Source organism: Mycobacterium attenuatum (assembly GCF_900566085.1).
Classification (GTDB): Bacteria; Actinomycetota; Actinomycetes; order Mycobacteriales; family Mycobacteriaceae; genus Mycobacterium; species Mycobacterium attenuatum.
The window spans coordinates 1-18,264 of the sequence record NZ_UPHT01000136.1 but is presented as its reverse complement, the minus strand read 5'-3'; the positions used below and the strand labels follow the sequence as shown (position 1 = coordinate 18,264).

Annotated in this window: 15 protein-coding genes; 10 read left to right on the top strand and 5 right to left on the bottom strand. The window is 65.8% G+C overall.

Going from position 1 to position 18,264, the window contains the following annotated elements; all coding sequences use genetic code 11:
- Positions 1-147 precede the first annotated feature (147 nt).
- Together EET13_RS21840 and EET13_RS21835 are read left to right on the top strand one after the other, a co-directional pair.
- Positions 148-1,023 carry a polysaccharide deacetylase family protein gene (locus EET13_RS21840; protein ID WP_122444227.1) on the top strand — a complete coding sequence of 292 codons (876 nt, stop codon included), beginning with the start codon at positions 148-150 and terminating at the stop codon, positions 1,021-1,023.
- Positions 1,024-1,072: 49 nt separating this feature from the next.
- Entirely contained in the window at positions 1,073-2,554 is a 1,482-nt protein-coding gene (locus tag EET13_RS21835; RefSeq protein ID WP_122444237.1) for an adenylate/guanylate cyclase domain-containing protein, read from the top strand.
- Here the strand turns inward: EET13_RS21835 and EET13_RS21830 are convergent.
- The 4 genes from EET13_RS21830 to glpX all read right to left on the bottom strand — a co-directional run bounded on the left by EET13_RS21830 (position 2,522) and on the right by glpX (position 6,874).
- Positions 2,522-3,247 (bottom strand): hypothetical protein, encoded by a 726-nt coding sequence (locus EET13_RS21830; RefSeq protein ID WP_136623223.1) that lies wholly within the window; start codon positions 3,245-3,247, stop codon positions 2,522-2,524. The two genes, EET13_RS21835 and EET13_RS21830, sit on opposite strands and share 33 nt — an antisense overlap.
- Positions 3,248-3,278: 31 nt before the next feature.
- Entirely contained in the window at positions 3,279-4,241 is a 963-nt protein-coding gene (locus EET13_RS21825) for a hypothetical protein (protein WP_122444236.1), read from the bottom strand.
- 94 nt (positions 4,242-4,335) lie between these two features.
- Entirely contained in the window at positions 4,336-5,742 is a 1,407-nt protein-coding gene (locus tag EET13_RS21820) for a class II fumarate hydratase (protein ID WP_122444225.1), read from the bottom strand.
- Between the two features lie 43 nt (positions 5,743-5,785).
- Entirely contained in the window at positions 5,786-6,874 is a 1,089-nt protein-coding gene (glpX, locus tag EET13_RS21815) for a class II fructose-bisphosphatase (RefSeq protein ID WP_122444224.1), read from the bottom strand.
- Positions 6,875-6,929: 55 nt separating this feature from the next.
- Between glpX and EET13_RS21810 the strand changes: the two genes are divergently transcribed.
- A complete protein-coding gene (locus EET13_RS21810; protein ID WP_244604040.1) occupies positions 6,930-7,577 on the top strand; it encodes a DUF4245 domain-containing protein in 648 nt (215 codons plus the stop codon).
- A gap of 12 nt (positions 7,578-7,589) precedes the next feature.
- Positions 7,590-8,390 (top strand): dienelactone hydrolase family protein, encoded by an 801-nt coding sequence (locus EET13_RS21805; RefSeq protein WP_122444222.1) that lies wholly within the window; start codon positions 7,590-7,592, stop codon positions 8,388-8,390.
- Here EET13_RS21805 and EET13_RS21800 read toward each other — a convergent pair.
- On the bottom strand, positions 8,368-9,525 hold the full coding sequence (locus EET13_RS21800; RefSeq protein WP_122444221.1) for an AI-2E family transporter: 1,158 nt from the start codon (positions 9,523-9,525) through the stop codon (positions 8,368-8,370). The two genes, EET13_RS21805 and EET13_RS21800, sit on opposite strands and share 23 nt — an antisense overlap.
- A 1,155-nt stretch (positions 9,526-10,680) precedes the next feature.
- Here EET13_RS21800 and EET13_RS21795 point away from each other — a divergent pair.
- The 6 genes from EET13_RS21795 to EET13_RS21770 form a co-directional block, all read left to right on the top strand.
- Complete coding sequence (locus EET13_RS21795) at positions 10,681-11,976, top strand: cupin domain-containing protein (protein WP_244604039.1); 1,296 nt, start codon at positions 10,681-10,683, stop codon at positions 11,974-11,976.
- Positions 11,977-12,023: 47 nt separating this feature from the next.
- Positions 12,024-13,556 carry a gamma-glutamyltransferase family protein gene (locus tag EET13_RS21790; protein ID WP_122444220.1) on the top strand — a complete coding sequence of 511 codons (1,533 nt, stop codon included), beginning with the start codon at positions 12,024-12,026 and terminating at the stop codon, positions 13,554-13,556.
- Between the two features lie 442 nt (positions 13,557-13,998).
- A complete protein-coding gene (locus EET13_RS21785) occupies positions 13,999-15,543 on the top strand; it encodes a carboxylesterase/lipase family protein (RefSeq protein WP_122444219.1) in 1,545 nt (514 codons plus the stop codon).
- 26 nt (positions 15,544-15,569) lie between these two features.
- Complete coding sequence (locus tag EET13_RS21780; protein WP_122444218.1) at positions 15,570-16,676, top strand: zinc-dependent alcohol dehydrogenase; 1,107 nt, start codon at positions 15,570-15,572, stop codon at positions 16,674-16,676.
- 82 nt (positions 16,677-16,758) lie between these two features.
- Positions 16,759-17,427, top strand: a complete 669-nt coding sequence (locus EET13_RS32925) for a creatininase family protein (protein ID WP_122444217.1) — start codon at positions 16,759-16,761, stop codon at positions 17,425-17,427.
- A 308-nt stretch (positions 17,428-17,735) separates the two neighbouring features.
- Positions 17,736-18,264, top strand: a 529-nt coding sequence (locus EET13_RS21770) for a PE family protein (RefSeq protein ID WP_136623222.1), incomplete at its 3' end; no start/stop codon positions are given.

The window sequence follows — 18,264 nt, the reverse complement described above, 5'->3', positions numbered from 1 at the left end:
AGTGTGCGACCTGGTCTTCCAGTGTGCATGCCGGGCGGAAAACGCGGACGGATTCCCGCCCGGTATGCACGCTCGAAGCCGCGAGGGCACACTCGGCGCCCAGATCCCACGCTCGACGCCCGGTAAACTTCCACAGTGCCCAAGCGAGTGCCCAAACGACCCGACAACCAGGCCTGGCGCTACTGGCGCATGGTGGTTGGCGTCGTGGCGGCGGTCGCGGTGCTAGTGATCGGCGGCCTGACCGGCCATGTCACCCGCGCGGACAACCTCAGCTGCTCGGTAGTCAAGTGCGTGGCGCTGACCTTCGACGACGGGCCGGGGCCCTACACCGACCGGCTGCTGCAGATCCTGAAGGACAACGACGCCAAGGCGACGTTCTTCCTGATCGGCAACAAAGTGGCGGCCAACCCGGCGGGCGCCAAGCGCATCGCCGACGCCGGTATGGAGATCGGCAGCCACACCTGGGAACACCCGAACATGACGACCATCCCTGCCGAAGACATCGCCGGCCAGTTCGCCCGGGCCAACGACGCGATTACCGCCGCCACCGGACGCACCCCGACGCTGTACCGTCCGGCCGGTGGCCTGTCCAACGATGCCGTGCGGCAAACCGCCGCCAAGTTCGGCCAAGCCGAAATCCTTTGGGATGTCATTCCTTTCGACTGGGCCAACGACTCCAACACGGCGGCCACGCGATACATGTTGATGACCCACATCAGGCCGGGCTCGGTGGTGCTGTTCCACGACACCTACTCCAGCACCGTCGACCTGGTGTACCAGTTCATCCCGGTGCTCAAGGCCAACGGCTACCGGTTGGTGACGGTCAGCGAGTTGCTCGGGCCGCGAGCGCCCGGAAGCAGCTACGGCAGCCGGGAGAACGGGCCACCGGTCAACGAACTCCACGACATCCCGGCCGGCGACATCCCGTCGTTGCCCAACACAGCCTCGCCCAAGCCGATGCCCAACTTCCCGATCACCGACATTCCCGGCCAGAACTCGGGCGGGCCGAACAACGGTGCGTAGGGCGAGCCCTGCCACAGCTGAAGCGCATCCACCGAGCGCCCGCAGATTGCTGGCTCATTACGCGCTCGGCCTAGCGGTCGCCTACGTCCTTGCCGTCCTCGACGCATCGGCCATCCTGGTTCCGCTGCGAGGCCACACCTACGTTGACTTCGCCGAGAAGAACATGGCCGTGGTGTTGGTGCTGGTTGCGTTGGGTGTCATCGCCGTCGCGGTCGGCGGTGTCCTGATTCTGGCTCCCAGCGCACGATGGTTCGTTCGCGGTGACGAACCCACACCGCGGCAACGAGAAGCCGCCGTCAAGCTCGCCGGCCGCCAGTCGGCGATTCTGCTGGGCGCCTGGTCGGCCTGCGGCGCCATCCTCATGTTGATCAACCACGCCGACGGTGCCAGGGTGCTGCTGCCCATCCTGCTCGGGGTGGTCCTGGGCGGACCGGCCGCAGCGGGCACTGGGTTGCTGCTCGTGCAACGTACCCTGCGGCCGCTGATGGGGGTGGCCACCCGGGGCGCTCAGCCGCGGCTGGCCGTCCCCGGGGTGCTGGCGCGACTGGTCCTGCTGTGGTTTTTGTGCAGCGCCATCCCGATCGGGGTGATTGTGGGCTTCGTTGTGCTGCGGTCTTATGGCTGGCTGATTCATGAGTCAGCATCGCTGGACGTGCCCATCTTGGTGGTGTCGCTGGCAGCGCTGCTACTGGGATTGCCGACGATGATCCTGACGTCGCGATCCATTTCCGATCCGCTCGACGAGATCGTCGACGCCATGGCGCAGGTCGAACACGGCAACATTGCGACCTACGTCGGCGCCTACGAACGTTCCCAAATCGGGCGACTGCAAACCGGATTCAACCGGATGGTCGCCGGGCTCGAGGAGCGGGAACGGCTACGTGACCTGTTCGGCCGCTACGTCGGAATCGACGTGGCCCGCCGGGCCATCGAAGAGGGCTCGTCGCTGTCGGGCGACGTGGTGGAGGCCGCCATCCTCTACATCGACCTGGTCGGCTCGACCCGGCTGGCGGAAAATCGTCCGCCGCAGGAGGTTGCCCGGGTGCTCAACGACTTCTTCCGGATCGTGGTCGACGCCGTGGACGAATATCAGGGTCTGGTCAACAAATTCGAGGGGGATGCGGCGCTGGCGATCTTCGGGGCGCCCCTGCGTACCAGCCAGCCGGCGTCGCCGGCGCTGGCCACTGCGCGCGCGCTGGCGAGCCGGTTGCATGAGCTGCCCGTCGACTTTGGTATCGGTGTTTCGGCGGGACGGGTGTTTGCCGGAAATATCGGCGCCGAAAACCGGCACGAGTACACCGTTATCGGCGATGCCGTCAACGAGGCCGCTCGGCTGGCCGATCTCGCCAAAACATCGGACCGGCGGATCCTGTGCTCGACGGCCGCGGTGGAGCGTGCCGCCGAGGACGAGCGCGATCGCTGGGCCGAGTGCTATTCCGCGGTGCTGCGTGGCCGCTCCGAGGCCACCCGCATCTCCGCGCCGACCGACGATAGGACGCTAGGCGTTCGTGGGATGAGTCGGCGTCGGTGACATCGGCGCCGTCGTCGGCGACATCGATGCGGGTGCCGGCGCGCTCGTCGACGCCGCGCTCTGGCTTACCGGAGCGCCCGCCGCCTGGCTGACCGCGACGGTGCGCATGTGCGCGCCGGGCAACTCATCTGCGGTGCTGGCGGCGAATTCAACCCGCAGATCGTAAAGGTGATCGGCGGTCTGATACTTGAAGGCGATCGGAACGTAGGGCTGCTGCTCGAATCCGGCCACCATGTTGGGCGCACCGAAGACGGCTCCGATGTCGGTGGCGGTACTGTCCCAGGTCCATCCCTCCGGGAGTCGGCCCCGGTAGAGGTACTTCTGTTCGCGGATGTCGTTGTACAACACGACGCTCACCACGATGCCGTGTTCGTCAGGAACCAGCCCGAACCCCTCGCTGGGGACCCGGACGATATCGGTCAGCGCGCGGATGTCCTGCGGGTCGAGGGTTGACTGCTGGCAGAGTCTTGGGTCTCCGTAGCAAACCCGGCCGGGTCCGCCCGGCGCCGAGTTGAGGTAGTCCCGCAACGTCGGGTCGGTGAGCATGTTTTTTCCCAACGCCCATTGCCAGATCTCGCCACTGGGGGTTGCCGGCACCGCGGCCGCCGGCACCGAGATAACCGCCCAGGCCGAGGTGAATATCGTCAAGACCGCCGCCAACCCAAGGCAGCATTTACTGATCAGTCGAGCCATATCGGAAGTATGGCTGCGCAGCCTCGCTACGTCACGATTTCGACACCTTCAGGGCGGCAATGACCTTGCTGATCGTTGCCGCTGAGCCGGCGTCGCCGATGGGTGTCGCGCCCATGAAGATGGTGACCGGCTTGGTGTCCACCGCGATGATGGTGACGGTGTCACCCTTGACGTGCCGCGAGGTGTCGCCGATGGTGATGTCGGCGTCCACCCGGGCGGCCTTGACGCCGTCGACCGTCAATGACGACGTCTTCGTGGGCCCCAGAGTGGGCGCAGACTGCGAATAACCGGGGCCGCTGGCCACACATTGCATCAGCTTCGAGGCCTGCTTGCCCACGTCCATGCTGGAGACGAAGTTGGTGATCGCGACTTCGGCCTGCATCATCCACTGGCTGGCGCCGGGTACCTCTTGGCCCACACCCACCGCGTCGATGAGGTTGGGGCTCTGGTCGTCGGAGAACGGCGCCCACCCCGCTGCCACGCTGGCGGGAAACGACAGCTTGCCGGCGCTGATCGTGCCGTCGTCGGGTTTGTCGCCGCCGGATACGTTGGGCGTGCAGTCGGTCGCGGTCTGCTGAGAACCGTTGGGCACAGAGCTCGGGGCACTCGTCGTGGCCGAGGGGCTCGGGGAGGTTGCCGTGACCGAGCTGTCGCGGTGATTGAGCACGATCACCAGGACAACCACCAGCGCGATCACGCCCAGCACCGCGACGCCGGCGATGATCAGCCATGGCAGCTTCGAGCCGGGCGGCTTCGGCGGTGGTCCGGGCGGGTACTGGCCCGGGGGCCAGCCGGGCGGGTATTGCTGGCCCGGCTGCGGATATTGCTGGGGCGGGTAGTGGGTCGCGCCGTAGGGATCCGTGCCCTGTGGGGCCGGGTAGGGGGCGGCCGGTGGATACGGATACTGGCCGCCCTGCGGCTGGCCGCCCCAATAGGGCTGCTGCCCATACTGATTCGGATCTGGACCGTATGGGCCACCCGGAGGAGCCGTCATCTGCTGAACCATCCTCGCTTTCGGGGACTACCCAACCTAAGGTAGCCGCGCATTCGCGTCACCGCAGATTCGCGTGACGCCGGAGTCGACCGGCCTAGTCGTCGGCCGCTTCGACCTTGGCCATCGCCAGCACGTCGAGGCGGCGGTCGAGCTCCTCAATGGAGAGCTTGTCGCCGACCAGGCCGCGATCGATTACGGTCTGGCGGATCGTCTTTCGCTCCTTGAGCGCTTGTTTGGCCACAGCCGCCGCCTCCTCGTAACCGATGACCGAGTTCAGCGGGGTGACGATCGACGGTGACGACTCGGCCAGTTCACGCAGGTGCTCGACGTTGGCGGTCAGCCCGGTGATGCAGCGCTGGGCGAACAACGTCGAGACGTTGGTCAGCAGCTTGAACGACTCGAGGATGTTGCGGGCCATCATCGGGATGTAGACGTTGAGTTCGAAGGCGCCGTTGGCTCCGCCCCAGGCGACCGCGGCGTCGTTGCCGATCACCTGCGCGGCCACCTGCGTAACCGCTTCGGGAATAACCGGATTCACCTTGCCCGGCATGATCGAGCTGCCCGGCTGCAGGTCCGGCAGCCGGATTTCGGCCAGCCCGGTCAACGGGCCGGACCCCATCCAGCGGATGTCGTTGGCGATCTTGGTCAGCGACACCGCGATGGTGCGCAACGCCCCCGACGCCTCCACCAATCCGTCCCGGGCGGCCTGGGCTTCGAAAGAGTTTGCCGCCGTTCGCAATTCGGAAAGACCGGTCTGGTCCACCAGTACCGAGACCACCTTGACGCCGAAGCCCTCGGGGGCGTTCAGGCCGGTGCCCACCGCGGTACCGCCGATCGCCAGCTCGCCCAGCCGTGGCAGCGTGGCGCGCACTCTTTCGATGCCGGCCTCGATCTGGCGGGCGTATCCGCTGAACTCCTGACCGAGGGTGATCGGGACGGCATCCATCAGGTGGGTGCGGCCCGACTTCACCACCGTCTGCCACTCGAGAGCCTTGGCCGCCAGCGCATCTTGCAACACCTGCAGTGCCGGGATGAGGTGACTGACCGCGGCCTCGGTGGCCGCGATGTGGGTTGCGGTGGGGAAGGTGTCGTTCGACGACTGCGACATGTTGACGTCGTCGTTGGGGTGCACCGTAACGCCATTGGCGGCGGCGATGCTGGCGATCACCTCGTTGGTGTTCATGTTGGAGCTGGTGCCCGAACCCGTCTGGAAGACGTCGATGGGGAACTGGTCGTCGTGTTGACCGTCGGCAATCTCGGCTGCCGCCGTGATGATGGCGTCAGCCTTCTCTGGCGCCAGCAACCCGAGGTCCTTGTTCACCTGCGCGCAGGCGCCTTTCAACAGGCCCAGGGCGCGGATCTGGGCGCGCTCCAGGCCGCGCCCCGAGATCGGGAAGTTCTCCACCGCACGCTGGGTTTGCGCGCGCCACAATGCTTTCGCCGGCACCTGGACCTCGCCCATGGTGTCGTGTTCGATGCGGTATTCGGGGTCCTCGGCCATAGATAGGGTCCTTGGTTGTGGGGGCTGGGTTGTGGGGGGTTGGTCAGGGGAGTGGGTAGGCGGCGTTGCTGTCGCCGGTGAAGTCGATGGCCGAGTACTCGTTGAGCTTCGAAAGCCGGTGGTAGGCCTCGATCATCCGGACGGTGCCCGACTTCGACCGCATCACGATCGACTGGGTGGTACAGCCGCCGGGGTAATAGCGCACCCCCGTGAGCAGGTCGCCGTCGGTGACGCCGGTGGCGCAGAAGAAGACGTTTTCTCCGGCGACCAGGTCCTTGGTGGTCAAGACCTGGTCCAGGTCGTAGCCGGCGTCGAGCGCCTTGCGTCGTTCGGCCTCGTCCTTCGGTGCGAGCTGAGCCTGGATGGCCCCGCCCATGCACCGGATTGCCGCGGCCGCGATGATGCCCTCCGGGGTGCCGCCGATGCCGGCCAGCATGTCGGTGCCCGACTCGGGCCGGCAGGCCGAGATCGCGCCGGCGACGTCGCCGTCGGTGATCAGCCGGATCCGCGCCCCGGTGGCGCGCACATCGTGGATCAGCTGCGCGTGCCGCGGCCGGTCCAGGATGCACACCGTCATGTCCCGAACCGACAATTCCTTGACCTTGGCGACGGCACGGATGTTCTCGGCGATCGGTGCGGTGATGTCGAGCACGTGCGCGGCGTCGGGCCCGACGGCGATCTTGTTCATGTAGAACACCGCCGACGGGTCGAACATCGCACCGCGATCGGCCACCGCCAGCACCGAGATGGCGTTGGGCATACCCTTGCTCATCAGCGTGGTGCCGTCGATCGGGTCGACGGCGAAGTCGCATTCCGGGCCGTCGCCGTTGCCGACTTCTTCGCCGTTGTACAACATCGGCGCGTCGTCCTTCTCGCCCTCGCCGATCACCACGACGCCGCGCATCGACACCGAATTCACCAGCTCGCGTATCGCGTCGACCGCAGCGCCGTCGCCGCCCTCCTTGTCGCCGCGGCCCACCCAGCGCCCGGCGGCCATGGCGCCGGCTTCGGTAACCCGCACCAACTCCAGGGCCAGGTTGCGGTCCGGCGCCTCCCCGCGCGGTGGTCGGACGGCCGAAGGGTCGGTTTTCGCAACGGTCGCCGGCGACGAACCGGATCCCTGTGCAGTCATGGTTGGTGATTGTCCCAGAAGCGAATCACGCGGCACGAGCTGGGATACTGGCCAGGTGACTGTTGAGCCGCAGCCTGCTCCGAAGCCGGCCAAACCACGGTTGCTGCAGGACGGTCGCGACATGTTCTGGTCGCTGGTGCCGCTGGTGATCGGCTGCATCGTGCTGGCGGGCCTGGTCGGGATGTGTTCGTTGCAGCCGGGCGGGACCAGCCGGGGGCGCATCCCGTCCTACGACGCGGCGAGGGCGTTACGGGCAGACGCCGCTACGCTGGGGTTCCCGATCCGGCTGCCGGTACCGCCCCCGGGATGGCAACCCAACTCCGGTGGTCGTGGCGGCATCGAGAACGGGCGGACCGATACGTCCGCCGGTCAGCGGCTCAACGCGGCCACCTCGACCGTGGGATACATCAGCCCGACGGGGATGTACCTGAGCCTGACCCAGAGCAACGCCGACGAGGACAAGCTGGTCGGTTCCATCCATCCGGGCATGCACCCCACCGGAACGCTCGACGTCGACGGAACCAACTGGGTCGTGTATGAAGGTGCCAACAAAAACGGCGCATTCGAGCCGGTGTGGACCACCAGGCTGGCCAGCCCGGCCGGTCCCACCCAGGTCGCGATCACCGGTGCGGGCAACGCCGAGGAGTTCCGCACGCTGGCCGCTGCGACCCAGTCGCAGCCGCCGTTGGTCCCGAACCGATAGGAGAGACGTATCGTGAGCGGACCCGAAGCAGACCTGTCCGGGTGGTCGTCAACTCCCTTCACCGGTGGCGGCTACACCCACGACGTCTATCGGAAGGGATCCGGCCCGGGAGTGGTGCTGATCCCGGAGATCCCGGGCATTCACCCCGGGGTGCTCGGCCTGGGCAACCACCTGGTGGACAACGGGTTCACGGTGGCCATCCCGTCGCTGTTCGGTCAGCCGGGCAAGGCGGTGTCGGCCGGTTATGTGGCGGCCACGATCAGCCGGGCCTGCGTGGCAAGGGAGTTCGCGGCGATGGCCACCGACAAGCAGCGCCCGGTGGCGCAGTTTCTGCGGGCGCTGGCCCGCGACCTCAACGCGTCGACCCCCGGTAAGGGCGTCGGTGTGATCGGCCAGTGTTTCACCGGCGGCTTCGCGCTGGCCGCCGCCGTCGACGACAGCGTGCTCGCGCCGGTGCTCAGCCAGCCTTCGGTGCCACTGCCGGTGACGCGCGCGCAGCGCCGCGACGCCGGGCTGAGCGAGTCCGAGCTTCGCATCGTCGCCGACCGCTGCGCCAACGACGGCCTGTGCGCCATGGGATTGCGCTTCAGCGAGGACAAGATGGCGCCGCGGGAACGGTTCGCGACGCTCAAGCAGCGACTCGGCGACGGGTTCGAGGTGATCGAGATCGACTCCAGCCCGGGAAACGCGGACGGCTTCAGCCGGATGGCGCATTCAGTGCTCACCGACGAGGTCCGCGAGGTGGACGGTCAGGCGGCCTACGAAGCCCGCAAGCGCGTCGTCGAGTTCCTCACTGAGCGGCTGGGTCGGTAGCCGCGCCGGCCGGGGCGTTTCCGGTTCGCCGCGGGAGCCACTTGCGACGGGCGGGCGGGTCGTGATGTTGCTTGAGTTCGACGCCCTTGTACACCGCCAGGTAGACGTCGATGGTGGTGACGATGAGGATCATCAGCACCGGACCGATGATGATGCCCCAAGGGCCGAACATGCCGATTCCCGCGAACACCGAGAGCAACATGAGTGCGGAGTTCAGCCGGGCGTCGCGCGGAACCAGAATCGGTCGTAAGAAGTTGTCGACGTTGGTGACCACCAGCAGATGCCACAGCACCACGAAGGCGCCGCCGGCGATGTTGCCGTAGAAGATCATCCCGATGCCGAACGGGATCGTCACGATCCCGCCGCCCAGCGGAATGATCGACAGCGCGGTCAACACGATCGCGAAGATGAAGAACCCGTGGTGAAATCCGGCGAGGTAGATGGACGCGGCGCCGGCCACGCCTTGGCACAGGGCGATGACGAACTGGCCGTTGACGGTGCCACGCACCATCGAGCCCATCTTTCTCAGGTACAAATCGGTAACTTCCTCGCCCAGCGGATTGAGCTGGCCGATCAGCGTCCTTAACTTGTCCCGGTTCAGCAGCAGGGCCACGAAAACATACAGAAAGACGATGGCCGACGTGACCGCGCCGGCGAGGCTTCCGGCCGCGCCCTGCAGGACATGCAGCAGCCAGGTGCCAACGGTGCGGGCCGCCGAGATCATTGTGTCTCGCAACATCTCCGGAGTGACGGTCACGTGCAGGAACGGCACCCTGGCCAGTAAGTCGTTGGTCAGAAGCAGAACTTTGTCGCCGAGCTCGCTGGGATCGCTCGTGTGCAACCACTCGGCGACGTTGTCGACCATCCGGGCAACTTGGACCACGGCCAGCACCACCAACAGCGCGACCGGAATGAAAACACTGGCCAAGGCCGTCAACACCGTGCACGTGGCCGACAAGCCGGTGCTCAGCCGCTTGTTGAACCAATTGAACAGCGGCGTGAACAGATACGCGCCGACCGCCGCCACGACGATCAGCACGAAGTACTCACGCAGAAAGTAGGCGCCGAACAGTAGGGCGACCAGCGTGAGCACGGCCAGCGCGCGCTTCTGGCTGAGCGTGAATTCGGTGTTCATGCCTAGGCCCGCCCACCCTCCGCATCGGTGTTGAGCGTCACCCTAACCGGAACCTCTGGCTGCTGGGGTCGCCGGCAGGTATGGCTTCGGGCCTTAGTTAGCCGGCGGTGCTGGCGTTTCCGGACGTGCTGACGGGCGCGCGCAGCGTCGCGCCAAACTCGCTAAATATTGGGAATTTTTCTTCCAAGAACTGCCGTGAAATCGGCACAGTCGATCACGCAACCTAATTGCAAACATATTGTAGCAAATTTAATAGAGATTGCATAATCAGGCGGTGGCCGCCAAATTAGTAGCTCAAGATCATCGCTCTGGAGCCAAGTTTTCAACGGTAGTCATCCGGTGATATAGGAATCTGCGGACTGTCGATTTCTCTGCCGGGATAGATATGTGAACATGTCCCGTACATTATCCCGCTCAACTGCTGATCGACTAAGGCATTAACGGCTGTCCAAACGTCCTGGTCAACTGCTTCGGGTGCGACCTGGCTATCGCCCACATTCTCGCAGCAGTCGCGGGCGCTCCGAGGGCGCCCGTCTGTTAAATGCCGGATCAAAGACCAAATTTTCACAGGTGCTACCTATCGGCTCGACAGTTCGGAAAAATCCTTTTGACATGGCGTTAGCAGGTGCTGGGCACCGGTGAACCCTGCCGACGACATCGTGGACCGGACCGACGTACTGACGCGCATAAATACCTGTTCATCGACCATACGTTGGCGCAGCAGCGACCGTTGGGCCCGCCCGATCGGCCGTATCCCGAGAATCGCCTTGACGCAACGAACGTATCTAACCGCCATAGTGTAGGGGGGTTCAGCCAACTTATCTATCGGATGTGTGAATGAACTGATACATCTCAACTATTAGACATCGAAAGTCACATATTGATTATGGCGCAGATCCTGCTATCCTTGGACGTCAAAAGCAGATGTCGGCAGGTGCTTGGCATGCATTGAAACCGTGGATCGGTGTTCACGGCCCGTCCTTGCAATGGCACCTGATTGGCCACTGCGGCCGCCAATCATGACATGCGAATCTGCATCCTAGTCGTTATCAGATGTGTGCTACTTCGCGGCATACAAACTCACCAACCAGTCCCGCATCAGTTTGTTTCAGCCAGGGCCATGAACTCTCCATCAGTGAACTAACAGAAGGCTAGATGGCAAACCACATCTGCTCTTCAGATATTCTACAGACCGATGCCTTATTGTTGTTGCCAGCCAGCACATCGAGACGTCCCGCCAGATTGCCAGAAAGGCAAGTTCGTCTTCGCGGCGTTGTGCTCGGTGACCGTCGGGACGTCACGGTGTTCGTCGAACAGGCCCCCCGCGTGACGTCTCGACCGGCAGCCATCAACCCAAGAGCACTTCACACAGAATGCGAGGAACTTTGCGTGGCAACTATTGCTCGTTCGAGCCGGCATGCGGCCTCCCTGGTTGACGGTGAGGTCGTCGAGGAGTCAGACCTGGGCTCGATCCGGCGCCTGACGGCCGACAACTTCCCGATGCTGCGCGGAATGTCGATCAAACGGGTGGTCATCAATCCGGGCGCGATGCGTACGCCGCATTGGCATGCCAATGCCAACGAGTTGACCTATTGCGTCTCGGGAACCGCGCTGGTCTCGGTCCTGGACACCTACAGCCAGTTCGCAAGCTTCACGGTCAGTGCCGGAGACATGTTCCACATCGATTCGGGATCGCTGCACCATATCGAAAACATCGGTGAGGGCGTGGCGGAGTTCATCATCGCCTTCCGCAGTGAGCGCCCGGAGGATTTCGGCCTGGGCGCGGCTTTCGGGGCCATGACCGACGCGGTCCTGGGCAACACTTACGACTTGCCCGCCTCAGACTTTGCTGCGCTGCGCCGCGACACCACCGATCGCGCCCTGGCGGCGCGGGTCGGAAAGCCGAATATCCCTTCCACTGCCTGGTTTAACGATCCGCACAAGTTCTCCGTGGAGGCGCAGAGCCCGCCGGTCGGCATTGCCGTCGGGTCGGCGCGGCTGGCGCGGGTGCAGTTCTGGCCGGCGCTGAAGGACCTGTCCATGTACTCGCTGCGCGTGCGTGAGGACGGGATGCGCGAGCCGCACTGGCATCCGGTCACCGCTGAGATGGGTTACGTGCAAACAGGTTCTGCGCGGATGACGGTCATGGATCCCGACGGATCGCTCGACACGTATTACCTCCAGCAGGGCGACGTGTACTTCGTTCCGCGTGCCTATCCCCACCACATCGAGGTGGTCGATGCACCCGACATCCACTTTGCGATCTTCTTTGACCAGCCCACCCCGGGTGATATCGGGTACCGCGCCTCGGTCAGTGCGTATTCGCGCGAGGTCCTGGCCGCCACGTTCAACACCCACATCGAGGACCTGCCGCAGTTCCCGTTCACCAACACCGATCCATTGATCGTGACACGCAACAACCCGGTCGACGAGCCAGGAATGGGAGAGTGACCGTGTCGCCCTCCTGGGAACTTCCCTATCGATGGCCGCGGACACCGATGCTGGCGCGCAATGTGGTCTGCACCTCCCAGCCCCTTGCGGCGCAGGCCGGGTTGCGAATGCTGGCTCAGGGCGGCAACGCCGTTGATGCCGTGCTGGCCACCGCGATCACGTTGACCTTGGCCGAACCCGTGTCTAACGGCATTGGTTCGGACGCTTTTGCGATCGTGTGGGACGGCGGGCAATTACATGGCCTCAACGCCTCGGGGCGCTCACCGGCCGGATGGACGCCGCAGTATTTCGGCGGGCAGGGTGTACCGAACCTGGGTTGGAATTCGGTGACTGTGCCCGGGGCGGTGTCGGCGTGGACCGAATTACATACCCGATTCGGGCGGCTGCCCTTCGCCACGCTCTTCGAGCCCGCAATCCAGTACGGCCGCAACGGATTCCCGGTGTCGCCGACAATCGCCCGGCAGTGGGCAGCGCAAGTGTCATTGCTTGCGGGTCAACCGGGCTTCGATGAGGCGTTCCTGCCCGATGGACGCGCCCCACGGGCCGGCGAGGCCTTCCGGTTCCCCGACCATGCGGACACGCTGGAAAGGATCGCGGCCAGCAACGGGGCCGTCTTCTACCACGGGCGGCTGGCGGAAGTCATGGCGACACATGCGCGGTCGCACGGTGCGGTCATGACGGTGAACGACCTTGCCGCACACCGGGCGGACTGGGTGACACCGATCAGCCATGGTTACCGCGGCTACACGGTGCACGAGATTCCGCCGAATGGTCAGGGCATCGTCGCGTTGATCGCCTTGGGTATTCTGCAGCACTTCGATATGGCCGCTTTTGGTGTCGATTCAGCCGACAGTGTGCATGTGCAGATCGAGGCGATCAAACTGGCCTTCGCCGACGCGTACGCCTATGTCGGCGACCCTGATTACATGCAACTTGGTCCGGCCCAACTCCTCGACGACGAGTACCTGGCCAACAGGGCAGCCCAGATCGACCTGCGGCGGGCGCAGTCGTTTGCCGCCGGCACGCCAAGCGGCGGAACGGTTTACCTCACGGCAGCAGACAGCGCCGGGATGATGGTGTCGATGATCCAGTCCAACAACATGGGCTTCGGCTCTGGCGTGGTAGTCCCCGGCACCGGCATCTCGTTGCATAATCGTGGCGCGAATTTCGTTGCACAGCAGGGCCATCCGAATCAGGTCGGTCCGGGCAAGCGGCCGTACCACACCATCGTTCCCGGCTTCGTGACGAAGGACGGCGCACCGGTGATGAGCTTCGGGGTCATGGGTGGCACCATGCAGCCCCAGGGCCAAACGCAAGTCATGGTGCGCATCGTCGACTACGGTCAAAATCCGCAAGCTGCATGCGACGGTCCACGCTTCCGCGTGGTGCAGGGCATGCAGGTCACCGTCGAGGACGGCTTTCCGGCGACCACCGTCGACGAGTTGGCTCGACGCGGCCATGAGCTGGTCACGGTCGACGACTACAACCAATTCGGTAGCTGCCAGGCGATCTGGTGTCTGGACGGCGGTTACCTGGCTGCAAGCGATCCTCGGCGCGATGGCCAGGCGGTCGGTTTCTAGCGTGACGCGTGCGCTGGTTGCCCGATCTTGACCGACCCTAGCGCTGACCTTTCACTCAGGTGCGTGTGTCCAAGAGCGCCGCTACGCAAGCTATTTGGCGGCTTGCGGCAAGTGTGACGCAGGTATCGGGCTCAACAGTCGCGGGTAGTGCGCCCTCGGTTCGGCCGGCCAGAGTGGTTGGTAGCGCGGATTCGGCGTCGATCGGGCCACTGCTGGCGCGCCGTCGGTGGGTGCGGCGGCCAAATCCAGTAGTGAATGCCGGGAACTCGGCGACCGTCAATCTCGTCCTGCCGCGCGGTAGTCCCGCGTCGCAATGTGCCGGCGTCACTGAGTTGGGCGATGGATCGCAGCCTGCTCACGTGACTCCCCGGGCCAGGCCATCGGAGTCGGTGGGCGGGCGGTGGTTAACCTGAGTCAAGGCACTGCCAGGGGAGTTTCAGCAATGGCGATCGACGACTGCGTGGTCGAAACCAGCTACGGCCCGGTCCGGGGCACCGGCGACGTGCGGGCCAAGACCTGGAAGGGCGTGCGGTATGCCGCGCCGCCGCTGCGTGACCTGCGCTTCCGGGCGCCGCAACCGCCTCAGCGATGGACCGAGGTGGCCGACGCCACCAGCTTCGGCCCGGCCTGCCCGCAGCCGGTCGTCCCGAACATGCCACTGGATCTGGGAGCGCCCCAGGGCGAGGACTGTCTGCGACTGAACATCTGGGCCCCGGCCGGCGTCGAGCCCGGCGACGGCAAGCCCGTGATGGTATGGCTGCACGGTGGCGCCTACCTGCTCGGGTCGGGCAGCCAGCCCCTCTACGACGGCCGGCGTCTGGCGGCCAGCGGCGACGTGGTGGTGGTGACCATCAACTACCGGCTCGGAGTGCTGGGTTTTCTCGACCTGTCGTCGTTGGGCAGCGCGCGGCGCGGTTTCGACTCCAATATCGGGCTGCGCGACGTGCTGGCCGCGTTGCAATGGATCCGCGACAACATCGCGGAGTTCGGCGGTGATCCCGGCAACGTCACGCTGTTCGGCGAATCCGCGGGAGCGGGGATTGTCACGACGCTGCTGGCCGTCCCGGCGGCGGCCGGGCTGTTCGGGCGCGCGATCGCCCAGAGTTCGCCGGCCACCTCGGTATACGACCGCGACCGGGCACGGCGGGCGGCGGTGTGCATTCTGGACAAGCTGGGGATCGCCGCGTCCGAGGCGGACCGGTTGGTCGATGTCCCCATCGCCGGGATCGTCGCCGCGGCAAAAGAAGTGTTCGACGAGGTTCCGGTGCGTAATCCCGGCACGCTTGCGTTCGTCCCGATCGTCGACGGCGATCTGTTGGACGACTACCCGGTCAAGGTGGCGCAGGAGGGCCGCTCCCAGCCCGTGCCGTTGATCATCGGCACCAACAAGCACGAGGCGGCGCTGTTCCGGTTGATGCGCTCGCCGTTGATGCCGATCACCCCGCACGCGATCACGTCGATGTTCACCCAGATCGCCGCTGAACAGCCCGACCTGCAATTGCCCACCGAGGAAGAGATCGGACTGGCCTATTCGCGCATCCGGCGCAAGGCGCGGCCGCTGAGCATCGCCACCGATGTCGGGTTCCGGATGCCCTCGGTGTGGCTGGCCGACGGACATCGCACGGTGGCGCCGGTATATCTGTACCGCTTCGACTATTCGACGCCGTTGCTGAAGCTGCTGCTGGTCAACGCCGCACACGCGACCGAATTGCCTTATGTCTGGGGCAATCTCGGCGGACCACACGACCCCACGCTGCGGCTGGGCGGCGTCCGGACCGCCAAGGCGGTGTCGGAAAGAGTCCGGACCCGGTGGGTCAACTTCGCCAGGCACGGCAAGCCCTCGGGCACGGCGGGCGAGCCGGACTGGCCGTCCTACGACGACCCCCACCGGTCCTGCCTGGTCATCAACAGAACCGACACCGTTGCCCGCGATCTCGACGGCCACATCCGAGCTGCCTGGGGCACCGAGGTCGTGGGCTTCCGGTAGCCGCGACGGATCGAGAGGTGGGTGCGATGAGCTCGGACGCCGCGACATCGCGGGCCTTAGTCCTAGAGGCGCCGCGCCGCCTGGTTGTCCGAGAGCTGCCGGTGCCCGACGCCGGCGCTGACGACGCGCTGGTGCGGGTGGAAGCCTGCGGATTGTGCGGCACCGACCACGAGCAGTACACCGGAGAACTCAGCGGTGGCTTCGCGTTCGTTCCCGGTCACGAAACCGTGGGGATCATCGAGGCGATCGGGCCGCAGGCGGCCCGGCGCTGGGGGGTCGCCGTGGGCGACCGGGTGGCGGTCGAGGTGTTCCAGTCGTGCCGCCAGTGCGCGAATTGCCTCGCCGGCGAGTACCGCCGCTGTGCACGCCATGGGCTAACCGACATGTACGGCTTCATCCCGGTTGACCGTGCGCCGGGCCTGTGGGGCGGCTACGCCGAATACCAATACCTGGCGCCCGACTCGATGGTGTTGCCGGTCCCGGCCGGGCTGGCTCCCGCGGTGGCCACTCTGTTCAATCCTCTAGGGGCTGGAATACGTTGGGGCGCAACGCTTTCAGGAACGACTCTGGGTGACGTGGTCGCGGTCCTCGGACCGGGTGTCCGGGGTCTGTGCGCCGCAGTGGCGGCCAAGGAGGCCGGCGCGGCATTCGTCATGCTGACCGGGCTGGGTCCCCGCGACGCCGACCGGCTGGCACTGGCTTCCGAGTTCGGGGTTGACCTCGCCGTCGACGTCGCCGCGGACGACCCCGTGGCCGCGCTGCATGACGCGACGGGTGGGCTGGCCGACGTCGTCGTCGACGTCACCGCCAAGGCGCCGGCAGCGTTCGCACAGGCGATCGCGCTTGCGCGGCCCGCCGGGACGGTCGTGGTCGCGGGCACCAGAGGCGTCGGCGCCGGGGCGCCCGGGTTCTCACCCGACTTGGTGGTGTTCAAGGAGCTGCGCATTCTTGGTGCGCTCGGGGTTGACGTCGTGGCCTACCGGGCTGCGCTGGCGCTACTGGCATCGGGGCGCTACCCGTTCGAGGGCCTGCCGCGACGCTGCGCGCGCCTCGACGACGCCGAGGACCTGCTGGCCACCATGGCCGGTGAGGGTGCCGGTCTGCTGCCCGTGCACGGAGTGATCACCCCGTGACCGTGAGCGCGTCGACTCAACCAACTCGGTCCGTGTCGGCCCGCATCGGACCGATCTGGGCTTCGTCACCATCGGAGTCGGAATGGCCGGGGTGCTGGCCGCCATCAAGCTGCGCGAGGTGAGGTCCACCGCCTCGAGCACGGCGGAAGTCGTTGGCGCATCGAGACATCCACCGGCGAATCCGACGAGGCCGACGTCGTCATCGCCGCCACAGGTGTCGCATCACCCGCGCTGCCCCCGACATCAAGGGCCTCGACGGGTCGGCGGGCAGCGTGTTCCACAGCGCCCGCTGGGACCACAGCGCCCCGCTGGACGGTGCGCGGGTCGCTGGCGTCATGAATTAGTCGGCACCACAACGTGTTTCAGATACCACGGGTCGCGTTCGGTTGCTCCCACGAACACGCCGCCTACCGCGGCAACCGTCAGCATCAGCGCCACCACCCTCGCCACGATTGTCGCTGACACCACCGAATCGCTGGCGCAACAAAACACCGCCGGGTTGATCGTCGTCAACGGCCACGGCGGCAACGCGGTACTTACCAACGTCGTCCAGCAGGTCAACCAGTCCACGACGCCCATACCCCAGCCGCGAAGTCTGGACCGAGGCCCGCACCGCCGCAGAATCGACAGTAGCAACCAGGACGACATGCACGCCGGAACTCGAAACCTCGATCCTGCTCGCCACCTACCCAACTACTTGCGTCAGGGATGGCAGACCAACGACCACACCGCCAGCGCCGCTGCTACCTGACCACCCTCGGCATCCACGCCTACACGCGCGACGGCGTCATCGGCTCGCCATCACAAGCCACCCAGAACTCCTAACCGGGCAGTAGCCCGTGCTTCGCCCTGAGGCCATCTCCCAGAACCTATTTGGTTCAGCGCATTTTGGGGATCTCCGCAGTCGAGTGCGCAGGGCGGATCGGCGCGTCGTTGCCGGGTTCGGGGTACGCCAAGGGACTTTAGCCCCTACGTAACCGGATTTCGGAGGGTTACGGTCTGGACACGTTTCCTGTTTGTCGGATTCATTGGGGTATCGGTGACCTGGGAGGGGCAGCGATGTCGTATGTGGTGGCGTTCCCCGATTTTGTGGCTTCGGCGGCGTCGGATTTGGCGGGTATCGGCTCGGCGGTGAACGCCGCGAATGCGGCTGCGACGCCCCGAATTACCGGGCTCATGGCCGCCGCCGGTGACGAGGTATCGGCGGCAGTGGCTTCGCTGTTTTCCGAACATGCGCAGGCCTTTCAGGCGCTCAGCGCACAGGCGGTGGCGTTTCATGCCCAGTTCGTGCAAACGTTGAACGGCGCCGCGACTGCCTACACGGCCACCGAGGCTGCCAACGCCGCACAGACCCTCGAGCAGGACCTGTTGGCGGTGATCAATTGGCCCACCAATGCCTTGTTGGGGACCCCATTGATCGGCAAGGGCACCAATGGCACGCCGGGCACCGGGCAGGCCGGCGGCCCGGGCGGGTTTCTGTGGGGCGACGGCGGTGATGGGGGGTCCGGCTCACCTGGACAGCCCGGCGGCGCAGGCGGTAACGCCTGGTTCTTCGGCAACGGTGGGGCCGGCGGGCACGGCGGGGCCG

What these genes read in the sequence shown, in the direction of transcription:
- EET13_RS21830 (WP_136623223.1), bottom strand. Translation starts at nt 3,247, where the DNA reads ATGGCTCGACTGATCAGTAAATGCTGCCTTGGGTTGGCGGCGGTCTTG.
- EET13_RS21825 (WP_122444236.1), bottom strand. Translation starts at nt 4,241, where the DNA reads ATGACGGCTCCTCCGGGTGGCCCATACGGTCCAGATCCGAATCAGTAT.
- EET13_RS21820 (WP_122444225.1), bottom strand. Translation starts at nt 5,742, where the DNA reads ATGGCCGAGGACCCCGAATACCGCATCGAACACGACACCATGGGCGAG.
- glpX (WP_122444224.1), bottom strand. Translation starts at nt 6,874, where the DNA reads ATGACTGCACAGGGATCCGGTTCGTCGCCGGCGACCGTTGCGAAAACC.
- EET13_RS21800 (WP_122444221.1), bottom strand. Translation starts at nt 9,525, where the DNA reads ATGAACACCGAATTCACGCTCAGCCAGAAGCGCGCGCTGGCCGTGCTC.
- EET13_RS21795 (WP_244604039.1), top strand. Translation starts at nt 10,681, where the DNA reads ATGGCAAACCACATCTGCTCTTCAGATATTCTACAGACCGATGCCTTA.
- EET13_RS21790 (WP_122444220.1), top strand. Translation starts at nt 12,024, where the DNA reads ATGCTGGCGCGCAATGTGGTCTGCACCTCCCAGCCCCTTGCGGCGCAG.
- EET13_RS21785 (WP_122444219.1), top strand. Translation starts at nt 13,999, where the DNA reads ATGGCGATCGACGACTGCGTGGTCGAAACCAGCTACGGCCCGGTCCGG.
- EET13_RS21780 (WP_122444218.1), top strand. Translation starts at nt 15,570, where the DNA reads ATGAGCTCGGACGCCGCGACATCGCGGGCCTTAGTCCTAGAGGCGCCG.
- EET13_RS32925 (WP_122444217.1), top strand. Translation starts at nt 16,759, where the DNA reads ATGGCCGGGGTGCTGGCCGCCATCAAGCTGCGCGAGGTGAGGTCCACC.